Annotated in this window: 11 protein-coding genes; 4 read left to right on the top strand and 7 right to left on the bottom strand. The window is 66.0% G+C overall.

The window, feature by feature from the left end; genetic code table 11:
- Positions 1-91: 91 nt before the first annotated feature.
- The 3 genes from CJ014_RS14405 to CJ014_RS14395 form a co-directional block, all read right to left on the bottom strand.
- Positions 92-1342: a Zn-dependent hydrolase gene (locus tag CJ014_RS14405; RefSeq protein ID WP_425351920.1), complete on the bottom strand. Its 1251-nt coding sequence runs from the start codon at positions 1340-1342 to the stop codon at positions 92-94.
- Between the two features lie 258 nt (positions 1343-1600).
- Positions 1601-1831: a hypothetical protein gene (locus CJ014_RS14400; protein WP_100081185.1), complete on the bottom strand. Its 231-nt coding sequence runs from the start codon at positions 1829-1831 to the stop codon at positions 1601-1603.
- Between the two features lie 147 nt (positions 1832-1978).
- Positions 1979-2359 carry a VOC family protein gene (locus CJ014_RS14395; RefSeq protein ID WP_100081184.1) on the bottom strand — a complete coding sequence of 127 codons (381 nt, stop codon included), beginning with the start codon at positions 2357-2359 and terminating at the stop codon, positions 1979-1981.
- 330 nt (positions 2360-2689) lie between these two features.
- Here CJ014_RS14395 and mgtE point away from each other — a divergent pair, with 330 nt between their 5' ends.
- On the top strand, positions 2690-4057 hold the full coding sequence (gene mgtE, locus CJ014_RS14390; protein ID WP_100081183.1) for a magnesium transporter: 1368 nt from the start codon (positions 2690-2692) through the stop codon (positions 4055-4057).
- A 15-nt stretch (positions 4058-4072) separates the two neighbouring features.
- On the opposite strand, the gene aptA is transcribed toward mgtE, so the two are convergent.
- A complete protein-coding gene (gene aptA / locus CJ014_RS14385) occupies positions 4073-5392 on the bottom strand; it encodes an omega-aminotransferase AptA (RefSeq protein WP_100081182.1) in 1320 nt (439 codons plus the stop codon).
- A gap of 189 nt (positions 5393-5581) precedes the next feature.
- Between aptA and CJ014_RS14380 the strand changes: the two genes are divergently transcribed.
- Positions 5582-6130 carry a cupin domain-containing protein gene (locus CJ014_RS14380; protein ID WP_100081181.1) on the top strand — a complete coding sequence of 183 codons (549 nt, stop codon included), beginning with the start codon at positions 5582-5584 and terminating at the stop codon, positions 6128-6130.
- A gap of 88 nt (positions 6131-6218) precedes the next feature.
- Entirely contained in the window at positions 6219-6890 is a 672-nt protein-coding gene (locus tag CJ014_RS14375; protein WP_100081180.1) for a TetR family transcriptional regulator C-terminal domain-containing protein, read from the top strand.
- Position 6891: 1 nt separating this feature from the next.
- On the opposite strand, the gene CJ014_RS14370 is transcribed toward CJ014_RS14375, so the two are convergent.
- Positions 6892-7626: an AraC family transcriptional regulator gene (locus tag CJ014_RS14370; protein WP_100081179.1), complete on the bottom strand. Its 735-nt coding sequence runs from the start codon at positions 7624-7626 to the stop codon at positions 6892-6894.
- A 97-nt stretch (positions 7627-7723) separates the two neighbouring features.
- Here CJ014_RS14370 and CJ014_RS14365 point away from each other — a divergent pair, with 97 nt between their 5' ends.
- A complete protein-coding gene (locus CJ014_RS14365; protein ID WP_100081178.1) occupies positions 7724-8296 on the top strand; it encodes an FMN-dependent NADH-azoreductase in 573 nt (190 codons plus the stop codon).
- A 59-nt stretch (positions 8297-8355) separates the two neighbouring features.
- Here CJ014_RS14365 and preA read toward each other — a convergent pair whose 3' ends face one another.
- Positions 8356-9663 carry an NAD-dependent dihydropyrimidine dehydrogenase subunit PreA gene (gene preA / locus CJ014_RS14360; protein WP_100081177.1) on the bottom strand — a complete coding sequence of 436 codons (1308 nt, stop codon included), beginning with the start codon at positions 9661-9663 and terminating at the stop codon, positions 8356-8358.
- Positions 9664-9681: 18 nt separating this feature from the next.
- Complete coding sequence (locus CJ014_RS14355) at positions 9682-11016, bottom strand: NAD(P)-dependent oxidoreductase (protein ID WP_100081176.1); 1335 nt, start codon at positions 11014-11016, stop codon at positions 9682-9684.
- Between the last annotated feature and the right edge of the window lie 781 nt (positions 11017-11797).

Genomic DNA, 11797 nt, shown 5'->3' with positions numbered 1-11797 from the left:
CAACCCTCGTTGGACGGTTTGTCCGTCAGCTTTCTTGTCATGAACAGACTGTTCGGGTCCGCAGCATAATCGCCGTGAAACACGCCTGTCATCAGGCAACGATCTCCGCCGTCTCCAATACGGCGTGCAGCAGCACGTCGGCGCCGGCCGCCGCCCATTCCGGCGTGATCTTCTCGTCCTCGTTATGGGAAAGGCCGCCCTCGCAGGGGCACATGATCATGGTGGCGGGCGCCACCCTGGCCGCCCAGCAGGCGTCGTGGCCGGCGCCGGAGACGAGGTTCATGTGGCTGTAGCCGAGCTTCTCGGTGACCGAGCGAACGCGGGAGACCAGCGTCGGATCGAAGGTGACGGGATCGAAATGGCCGACCACCTCGACGGCGCACCGGACGCCCAGCGGCTCGCAGAGCTTCGGCGCCTCGGCCTCGATGATCGCCCGCATGCGGTCGAGCTTTTCCTGTTCCGGCGAACGGATGTCGACGGTGAAGACGACGGTGCCCGGCAGCACGTTGCGCGAATTGGGCGAGAACTTCACCTGGCCGACGCCGCCGACGGCGTTGGGCTGGCTGTCCATCGCCACCTTCTGCACCAGCTCGAAGATGCGGGCCATGGCGAGGCCGGCGTTGACGCGCATGTTCATCGGCGTCGAGCCGGTATGCGCTTCCTTGCCGGTCAGCGTGAATTCCAGCCACCACAGACCCTGGCAGTGGGTGACGACGCCGATCTGCTTCTCCTCGGCCTCCAGGATGGGGCCTTGCTCGATGTGATATTCGAAATAGGCGTGCATCTTTCGCGCGCCGACTTCCTCCTGGCCGAGCCAGCCGATGCGCTTCAGCTCGTCGCCGAACACCTTGCCGTCGAAATCCTTGCGCCCATAGGCGTAGTCGAGGGTATGGACGCCGGCGAACACGCCGGACGCCAGCATGGCCGGCGCGAATCGGCCGCCTTCCTCGTTGGTCCAGTTGACGACGACGATCGGATGCCTGGTCCTGACGCCGAGGTCGTTGAGCGAACGGACAACCTCGAGGGCGCCGAGCACGCCGAGCACGCCGTCGTACTTGCCGCCGGTCGGCTGGGTATCGAGATGGCTGCCGACGTAGACCGGCAGCGCGTCGGGATCGGTGCCGGGCCGGGTGAAGAACATGGTGCCCATCCGGTCGATGCCGAGCGTCATGCCGGCCGCCTCGCCCCAGGCCTTGAACAGCGCCCTGCCCTTGGCGTCTTCGTCGGTCAGCGTCTGCCGATTGCAGCCGCCCCTCAGACCCGGCCCCGTCGTCGCCATTTCCTCAAGGCTGTCCCACAGCCGCGCCCCGTTGACCCGCATGTTGTCGGTCGGCGTCGTCATCATGTTCCCCTGATCGCGAGAGCGAACCGATCGGGCCGCCCCCGGCATTCCCCGGCCACCCGGCCATCTCTCGGGACGGCGGATCGGCAAAACTTTTACCAATTGATAAACGCATAGTCGGGTTTGCCCCTGAAATGGTCAAGGGTGATTTTTGAGCAACGAAGCAACCCAAAGCCTCAGTTTTCGGCGAAACTCAAAAAGATGCCGCGTTTGACGGCAGGGTTGCTTGCCGCTTTCGGGCAGTCGCCCGCAAAAGCTTCAAAATACCAACGCCGAAAAAATCGCAAAGGCGGCATAGGTGACGTTGAAGATCAGCAGCAGATGAAAACCGTGCAGCAGAATGTGGTGAGCCGACGCCGGCTGCCGCGCCAGCATGTGCGCCACGCCGACCATCGCCAGCAGGAATGCCCCGACAAGCGAGGCGACGAACCGCCGCGCAAGCCCGCAAAAGGCGGCCACCAGCATGGTTATGGTAACGGCCGGCGTCATGGCCCGACTCTCCCGTCGCGTTTCGTCTCGACGGCGGCAGGATTGCTCCGGCGTCCGGCCGAAACATGGCAACCGCGACGGGGAGCGCCGACGATCGGGATCACTTTGTCGCGACCGCCGGCGCTCGGGTGGGGGTCGGTCCGGCGATCACATGGGCTCGGCTTGCAGATAGCCGATGGCGCTGCCGGCCGCGTCGAGCACGATGGCAATCCGGCCGACGCCCGCGATCGCCCACGGGCCGCGCAGCACCTTGCCGCCCGCCGGCCCGACCTTTTCGACGGCCGCGTCGATGTCGTCGACGGCGACGTAGGCGAACCAGTCGCGCGAGCCGGGCTGGCTGTCCGGCCATTGGTAGATGCCGGCCACCGGCTTCTCCTGCCCCTCGGCATGAACCAGCGTGTAAAGGCCGTCGTCGCCCATATCCTCCTCGGTGAAAGTCCAGCCAAGGGCGGCGGCGTAGAAGGCCTTGGCGGCGGCGACATCGGGGGTCATCAGCTCGTTCCAGACAAAGGTACCGTGCTTGGCCATGATGGTCTCCTCTCGGTTGGCCTGTCGGCGGAACGTAACATGAACGATAGAGCCGTCTTGCGCAACGGCAATCATCGGCCGCGGCGACGGCGGACGAAGACCAACGAGGGTGCATCTTTCTGTCGGTCCACGTCTTGACCTTTGCGGCCCGCCGGCCCATTTTGCCGCCGCGCCGACCGGCTCCGTCGGACGGCGCGATTTCAAAGGAAACCCAACCCCATGCCAAGCGACAGTAGTCGATTGTCCTTGTCGTCACGGCCGACGCCGGTCTGACCCGCACGGGTTGGCTCGCCTGCGATCCGCCGTGACGACGGATCGAGAGGTGAGACCATGGATACCATCCGCACCGCGCCGGGCGCGGTCGATCTGGTGCTGTTCGCCGACCTGTTCGACGCGCACGCCGCCGACATCGTCGCCCGTCTCAACGAGGAAGACGCGGAAACCGCGGCGGCGGTGCTCGCCCATCTGCCCCTCGAACGCGCCATCGACGTGTTCGACCGGCCGGAGCTGGCCCGCGCCGGCGACCTGCTCATCGACCTGCCGCACGAGCGGGCCGGCGAAATCCTCAAGGGCATGGCCGACGACCGCGCCGCCGACGTGCTGCGCGCCCTCGACGACGAGGACCGTTCCGAGCTGTTGAAGCGCGTCGACTTCGACAGCGCCTGGCCGCTCAAGCGGCTGCTCGCCTATCCCGAGGGCACGGCCGGCAGCCTGATGTCGACCGAGTTCGTCAGCGTGCCCGCCACCTACACGGTGGCCGAGACGCTGCGCCACATCCGCGACGTCGAGCGCACGCGCGAGACGGTCTACGCGATCCATGCGCTCGATCCGAAGACGCGGGCGCTACTGCGGGTGGTGACGCTGCGCGAGCTGATCATCGGCGAGCCCGAGCAGCCGATCCTCGATCTCGCTCCCGACCGCGAGCCGATCACCGTCCGCGCCGACGTCGATCGCGAGGAGGTCGCCCGTTTGATCTCGATCCACGACCTGTTGTCGGTGCCGGTGGTCAACGAGCGGCAGCAGATGCTGGGCATCGTCACCGTCGACGACGTGATCGACGCGATCCTGGCCGAAGGCAGCGAGGACGTGCAGAAATTCGGCGGCGTCGAGGGCACGACCGAGCCCTATCTCGGCACGGGCTTCTTCAGCATGTACCGCAAGCGGGTCGGATGGCTCGGCGTGCTGTTCATCAGCGAGATGCTGACGGCGAGCGCCATGCAGCATTTCGAGAACGAGCTGGAAAAAGCGGTGGTGCTGACGCTGTTCATCCCGCTCATCATGAGCTCGGGCGGCAATTCCGGCTCGCAGGCGACGTCATTGCTGATCCGCGCCCTGGCGCTCGGCCAGTTGCGCCTGCGCGACTGGTGGCGGGTGGCGCTGCGCGAACTGCCGGTCGGCGTGGCGCTCGGCGCCAGCCTCGGGGTGATCGGCATGGTCCGCATCGCCGCCTGGCAGGGGCTCGGCATCTTCGACTACGGCCCGCACTGGGAGCTGATCGGCCTGACGGTCGGCGTCGGCCTCATCGGCATCGTCACCTTCGGCTCGCTCGCCGGCTCGATGCTGCCCTTCCTGTTGAAACGGCTGGGCTTCGATCCGGCGAGCGCCTCGGCGCCGTTCGTCGCCACGCTGGTCGACGTCACGGGCCTCATCATCTACTTCAGCGTGGCGCTGCTGATCCTGCGCGGCACGCTGCTTTGATCGTCCGCCGCGTCCTCAGGGCAATGCCTTGAGGACGTCGGCGATCACCGACACCAGGAGGTCGATCTCGGCCTTGCTGACGATCAGCGGCGGCGACAGGGCGATGATGTCGCCGGTGGTGCGCATCATCACGCCCTTCTCGTAGGCGCTCAGGAAGGCGGCGAAGGCGCGCTTGGTCGGCTCGCCGTCGATCGGCTGCAGCTCGATGGCGCCGACGAGGCCGATATTGCGGATATCGATGACGTGCGGCAGGCCCTTCAGCGAGTGCAGCGCGTCCTCGAAATACTGCGCGAGCTCCGGACCGCGATTGAGCAGTCCCTCGCTCGCATAGATATCGAGCGTCGCCATCGAGGCGGCGCAGGCGACCGGATGGGCCGAGTAGGTATAGCCGTGGAACAGCTCGATGGCATGCTCCGGCCCGGTCATGAAGGCGTCGTAGATGTCCGAGGAGCAGAACACGCCGCCCATCGGGATGACGCCGTTGGTGATGCCCTTCGCCGTGGTGACGATATCCGGCACGACGCCGAAATAGTCGACCGCGAACGGCGCGCCGAGGCGGCCGAAGCCGGTGATCACCTCGTCGAAGATCAGCAGAATGTCATGCTTGGTGCAGATCTCCCTGAGGCGTTCGAGATAGCCCTTGGGCGGCACCAGCACGCCGGTCGATCCCGCCATCGGCTCGACGATGACGGCGGCGATGTTGGAGGCGTCGTGCAGGTAGATGATCCGCTCCAGCTCGTCGGCGAACTCGGCGCCGTATTCCGGCTGGCCGCGCGAATAGGCGTTGCGCTCGATGTCGTGGGTGTGGCGCATGTGATCGACGCCGGTGAGCAGCGAGCCGAAGAACTTGCGGTTGGTGGGAATGCCGCCGACCGAGATGCCGCCGAAGTTGACGCCGTGATAGCCGCGCTCGCGGCCGATCAGGCGCGTCTTGGTGCCCTTGCCGCGCGCCCGCTGGTAGGCGACGGCGATCTTCAGCGCCGTTTCCACCGACTCGGAACCGGAATTGGTGAAGAACACGTGGTCGAGCGGCTTCGGCATCATCGAGGTGAGCCGCGCCGCCAGCTCGAAGGCCTTGGGATGGCCCATCTGGAAGGCCGGGGCGTAGTCGAGCTCGCCCACCTGGGCGGCCACCGCCTCGACGATCTCGCGGCGGCCATGGCCGGCATTGACGCACCACAGGCCGGCGGCGGCGTCGAGCAGCTTCCGGCCGTCGACGGTGGTGTAATACATGCCGGAGGCCGAGGCGAGCAGGCGCGGCGCCTTCTTGAACTGCCGGTTGGCGGTGAACGGCATCCAGAAGGCTTCGAGGTTGTTGGGAACGGGAACGTTCATGAAGGTCTCCGAGCGAGGCGGACGGCAGGGCCTGGATAGCGTTCGAGCCGGGTCCGGATCGACACGTAGATAACGACATGCCCGTTTCCTGAACAAGCAGTTATCTTGTGCAGATCGCTCCCCTTGCAAATGCGGGCGGTTTGTGGCGACCTGTTCGGGAAAGCAAACAACTTAACAGGGGAGGATGCCGTGACCCTCGATCTCGGCGGCAAGCTCAGGCGGTTTCGCGAGGCGCGCGGCTTGTCGCAGCGCGAGCTGGCGCGGCGGGCCGGCATCTCCAACGCCACCGTCAGCCAGATCGAGTCCAACACCATCAGCCCGTCGGTCGGCGCGCTGAAGCGCATCCTCGACGCGCTGCCGCTGCCGATGGCCGACTTCTTCGCCGAGGACGAGCCGGTGGCCGAGCAGATCTTCTTCAAGGCCGAGGACCTGATGGAGATCGGCCGCGGCGGCGTTTCCTACCGGCAGGTTGGACGCGATCTCACCGGCAAGGCGCTGCAAATCCTCTCCGAGCGCTACGAGGTGGGCAGCAGCTCCGGCCGCATCCACCTGCGTCACGAAGGCGAGGAAGGCGGCATCGTGCTCAAGGGGCAGATCGAGGTGATCGTCGGCGACAAGCGGCGGGTGCTCGGCCCGGGCGAGGCCTACTATTTCAAAAGCAACGAACCGCACCGCTTCCGCAACGTCGGCGACGACATCTGCGAGGTGATCTCGGTATGCACGCCGCCGAGCTTCTGACCAACCGGACAAAATTCATCCACCGCGACCGGCGTTTTGCCACCGATCCGGGCTTGCCGAATGTCTCGATAGCGTGGACATTCGCTGCATGAGTTACGAAACAGCGACTGAAAGCCAGGATCTGGCCCGCGCGCGCGGCTCGAAGAAGCGGACGCGCATTCAGGCGGAAAACGAGGAACGCATCCTCGACGCGGCGCTCGAGGTATTTTCGCGCTACGGCTTCCGCGGCGCCACCGTCGACCAGATCGCCGAAAAGGCCGGCATGTCCAAGCCGAACCTGCTCTATTACTTCCGGCGCAAGCACGACCTCTATACGGCGGTGCTGACGCGCACGCTCGACATGTGGCTCGCCCCGTTCGGGGAGATGGCCGAGGACGGCGATCCGGAGGCCGAGCTGACCGGCTATATCCGCCAGAAGCTGGAGCAATCGCGCGATTTTCCCCAGGAAAGCCGGCTGTTCATCGGCGAGGTGCTGCTCGGCGCGCCGCATCTCGACGGCGTCCTCAAAACCGACCTCAAGTCGATCGTCGAGGAAAAGGCCGAGGTGATCCGCCGCTGGATCCGGGACGGCAAGCTGCTCGACATCGACCCCGTCCACCTGATCTTCATGATCTGGGCGACGACGCAGCATTACGCCGACTTCGATGCGCAGATCCGCTCGGTGCTGGGGCGCGGCGTCGAGGATCCCGCCACCTTCCGCGCCGCCTCCGACACGGTGATCGGCATTTTGATGCGCGGCATTCTGCCCACGCCCAAGTGATTCAGGTTCCCACCCCGCGCCGGATTTCACCCGGCAGCCGGCCGCACACCGACCTGAACATGGCGATGAAGGCGCTGACGCTCTCGTAGCCGGCCTCCAGGGCAACGTCGCCGACCGCCGCCCCCTCCGCCAATCGCACCGTCGCCCGGTGGACGATCACCGCCCGCTTCCAGGCGGCGAAGGTCATGCCGACCTCGCGCTCGAAATGCCGGGTGAAGCTGCGGCGCGACATGGCCACCGCGCCGGCCGCCGCGTCGATGCCGGTCTTGATGCTCGGCGCGGCGAGAAAGGCCAGCGCCCAGTCGCGCATGCGGGGCGGCGTCGGCAGCCGCATGCCGGGCGCTTCCTCGGCGCCGGTGTCGATCTCGTGGGCAACGACATCGAGCAACGGCGCGGCGAAGGCGTCGCCCGGCCGCAGCCCCCGTAGCCGATCCAGCGCGCCGACGAGCAGCGGCGAGGCCTCGAGCACGGTAATCCGGCTGGGCAAACGGTTCGCGAAGTCTTCCGACACCAGCGTCAGCCAGAAACGCACCTCGCCGTGCGAGCGCGAGGCGTGCCGCACGCCGGCCGGAATCCAGTGCAGCCGCCCGGGCGGGATCGCCCAGATGCGGCCGTCCGCCTCAAGGCTCAGCACACCGCGCTCGATATAGGTGAGCTGGCCCTGGTCGTGGCTGTGGATGGCGGCGCTGTGGCGCGCGTCGCTCTCGACGAGACGGTTGAGACAGGTGTCGGTCACTTTGGCCCAAACTCGACATCAAATGATCCGATGCCGATAACAGATCGGCCGAGCCTGCGATAGGTTGCCGCTCGAAAATCATTCGGAGCCAGGCACAGTGACCATCCTGCATATCGATTCCAGCATCCAGACCGAAGGATCCGTTTCCCGCGCGCTGACCGCCGCCATCGTCGCGGCCGTCGCCGACGGCTCGGACGAGCCGGTGATCCACCACGACCTCACGAGCGAAGAGCCGGCGGCCATCAATCCGCGCGCCGGCGACAGCCCGGCCGCCGACGAGTTCCTGGCCGCCGACGTCGTCGTCATCGGGGCGCCGATGTACAACCTCTCCGTTCCGGCCCGCCTCAAGGCCTGGCTCGATTCGATCTCCATTCCCCGCAAGACGTTCCGCTACACCGAGAAGGGACCCGAAGGGCTTGCCGGCGGCCGCAAGGTGGTCGTCGCCTATGCGAGCGGCGGCTTCCATCATGGCCCCGAGGAGGATTTCGTCGATCCCTATCTGCGGTCCTTCTTCCGCCTGCTCGGCATCAAGGATATCGACGTCGTCCGCGCCGAGGGCGTCAACATCTCCGACGAGCACCGGGCGCGGGCGATGCAGGCGGCCAACGCCGAGATCGCCGGCATCGCCGCCCGCATCCGTGCGGAGCGGCGGCAAACCGTCGACGCCTGACTTGGCCGCTCACAATCGGAAACCGGCGCCGCAATCGCGACGCCGGTTTCTTTTTGCGCTCACTCCGCCGCAATGGCCGAGGGATTGTTGGGATGGGTCGTCCAGTTGGCGTATTGGGCGGGAACCACCCGGCCGGTGCGCGGGTCGACCGATCCGGGCGCCATCGGCTGCATGGTGATGCAGCCCTCGACCGGGCAGACGTTGACGCAGAGATTGCAGCCGACGCACTCCTCGTCCTTCACCTCGAAATGCCTGACGCCGTCGACCATGTGGGTGATCGCCTGGTGTGAGGTGTCCTCGCAGGCGATGTGGCAGCGGCCGCACTTGATGCAGAGATCCTGGTCGATCCTGGCCTTGGCGATGTAGTTGAGGTTGAGATACTTCCAGTCGGAGAGGTTCCGAACCGCAAGGCCGCGGAAGTCCTCGATGGTGGAGAAGCCGTGGCCATCCATGTACTTCTTCATGCCGTCGATCATCTCCTCGACGATCTTGAAGCCATAGGTCATCACCGCCGTGCAGACCTGCACGGTGCCGCAGCCGAGCGCGATATATTCGGCGGCGTCGCGCCAGGTCTCGATGCCGCCGATGCCGGAGATCGGCATGCCCCAGGTTTCCGGATCGCGGGCGATCTCGGCCACCATGTTGAGGGCGATCGGCTTGACGGCCGGGCCGCAATAGCCGCCGTGGCTGCCCTTGCCGTCGATGGTCGGCACCGGCGCGAAGCTGTCGAGGTCGACGGCGACGATCGAGTTGATGGTGTTGATCAGCGACACCGCGTCCGCCCCGCCCTTCCTGGCGGCGCGGGCAGGATAGCGGATGTCGGTGATATTGGGCGTCAGCTTGACGATCACCGGCATGCGCGTCGCCGCCTTGCACCAGCGGGCGACCATCTCGATGTATTCGGGCACCTGCCCCACCGCCGAGCCCATGCCGCGCTCGCTCATGCCGTGCGGACAGCCGAAGTTGAGTTCGAGGCCGTCGGCGCCGGTTTCCTCGACGCGGGCGACGATCGAATTCCAGTTCGGCTCCTCGCAGGGCACCATCAGCGAGACGACCAGCGCCCGGTCGGGCCAGGCCTTCTTCACCTCGGCTATCTCGCGGAGGTTCAGTTCCAGCGGCCGGTCGGTGATCAGCTCGATGTTGTTGAGGCCGGCAAGGCGGCGGTCGCCGGCGTGAATGGCGCCGTAGCGCGGGCCGTTGACGTTGACCACCGCCGGGTCCTCGCCGAGCGTCTTCCAGACGACGCCGCCCCAGCCGGCGCGGAAGGCGCGCTCGACGTTGTATTTCTTGTCGGTGGGCGGCGCCGAGGCGAGCCAGAACGGATTCGGCGACTTGATGCCGAGGAAATTGGTGCGGAGGTCGGCCATGGCAAAACTCCCGAAAAATCAAGCGGAAAGGGCGGCGTGGATGGAAAGGGCGGCGCGCTTGCCATGATCGACGGCCTGGACGGTGAGGTCCTCGCCGCCGCGCACGCAGTCGCCGCCGGCCCAGACGCCGGCAAGCGAGGTGCGCATGTCGGCATCGACCGCGATGCGGCCGCCTTCGAGAGCGACGGTCTCGCCGGCTTCGACCGGACCGGAGACGAAGGTCTGCCCGATCGCCTTCATCACCTGGTCGGCGAGGAGGCGGACGCTTCGGCCGGTTCCGGTGAGGCGGCCGGCGGCGTCGAGCGCCGTGCGCTCGAAATCGACGGCGGCGACGGCGTTGCCTTCCGACACCACCGTCCTCGGCGCCACCCAATGCAGGATGCGCACGCCGTTCACCTGCGCCAGCTCCTGCTCGTAACGGCTGGCGCCCATCTCGGCCGAGCCTCGCCGGTAGGCGATGGTCACCTCGTCGGCGCCGAGCTTCTTGGCCTGCACGGCGGCATCCACCGCCGTCATGCCGCCGCCGATGACGACGACGCGGGCGCCCACCTCGATCGCCGACTTGTCGGGCGATTGCCGGAGCTCCTCGATCCAGCGGACGGCATCGACGACGCCGGCGATCTCCTCGCCTTCGACGCCGAGCGCGTTGACGGCCTGAAGGCCGAGGCCGAGAAAGACCGCGTCATAGTCCGCCTTGAGGCCGGCCAGCGTGAAGTCGCGGCCGAGCGCCTTGCCGGCCTCGACGGCGATGCCGCCGACGCCGAGCACGAAATCGACCTCACGCTGGGCGAAGCCGTCGGTCGCCTTGTAGGCGGCGATGCCGAACTCGTTGAGGCCGCCCGCCTTGCCGCGCGCCTCGAAGATCGTCACCTGATGGCCCTTCAGCGCCAGTTCGTGGGCACAGGCGAGACCGGCCGGACCGGCGCCGACGACGGCGACCTTGCGGCCGGTGGCCGGCGCGCGGACGCCATAGGCGGCGTGCCGGTCGAGGTAGTGATCGGTGGCATGGCGCTGAAGCAGGCCGATGCGCACCGGCTTTTCCTCGGCAAGGTTGCGGACGCAGGCTTCCTCGCACAGCGTCTCGGTGGGACAGACGCGGGCGCACATGCCGCCGAGAATGTTGGAAGAAAAGATGGTCTCGGCGGCGCCGACGACATTGCCGGTGCCGATCTTCCGGATGAACAGGGGAATGTCGATCGACGTCGGGCAGGCATTGGTACAGGGCGCATCGAAGCAGAAGTAGCAGCGATCGCTTTCGACGACCGCCTCATGCGCGCTGAGCGGCGGATGAACGTCCGAAAAATTCTTTCCGTAATCGGCTTCGCCGAGGCGTCCCGCAGAAATGTCCGGCATGGATATTGGTCCCGTGGCTGGTGCACAGTAACGACGAAGACAAACGCTCGCGTTCATCGAGACGACCGGTCCGGTGCGTCCGATGTCCTTGATCCAACCATGGTTCAGGACGGCCGAAACCAGCCCGAACCGGATCTTTCGATTGCCTTGTCCGCTATTCCCCGGCGGTTTTTCTCCGTCCTTCTGTTTCCTTGATCTTTCGGTAAAAAAATCAGGGGGTCAAGGCGCAAATTTGAGCATGAACGGCGCGATCAAGCCCGTTCCGTAAGCGACGATGCGGAAGGAAGGCGGTGAGATGCGTTGAAAAGCGTGGCTGCCAACGGACGCCGTGAACGACGATGCCGCCAGGACAAAAAAAGAGGGCTTGCGCCCTCTAGTTGTTTGGACCGCTAGTCCGCGAAAACCGCGGAAGGGGCTGCTAAACCCCGCGACGAGTTGAGCCAGCAACGTTGTCGCAATTTTTATGATAGCGCGTTGCACGCAATCTGCCAGCACCAAAAGTTGTTCACCGCCGCTTTTCGCATGTATCCGGCTCGAAACATTCAATTCCGCATTCGAGTGCGACATCCTTGCAACAACGCTGATTTATCCGGAACGGAAACCATTTCCTTTATTTATGCAATTGATATCTATTGGAAATATTTCCGACGGCAGCCGCAGGTAAAGCCGGCTGCCACTCCCATTCGACGTTGTTTTCACCAGCCCGCCGAACGTGGGCGCCGCCGCGTTTCGGCGGTTGCATGCCCGCGCGTGGAACAAACGCCAAGTCGGCCGGGGCCGC

This window comes from Pleomorphomonas carboxyditropha (assembly GCF_002770725.1).
Taxonomy (GTDB): domain Bacteria; phylum Pseudomonadota; class Alphaproteobacteria; order Rhizobiales; family Pleomorphomonadaceae; genus Pleomorphomonas; species Pleomorphomonas carboxyditropha.
This window is presented reverse-complemented; position numbering and strand designations above follow the sequence as displayed.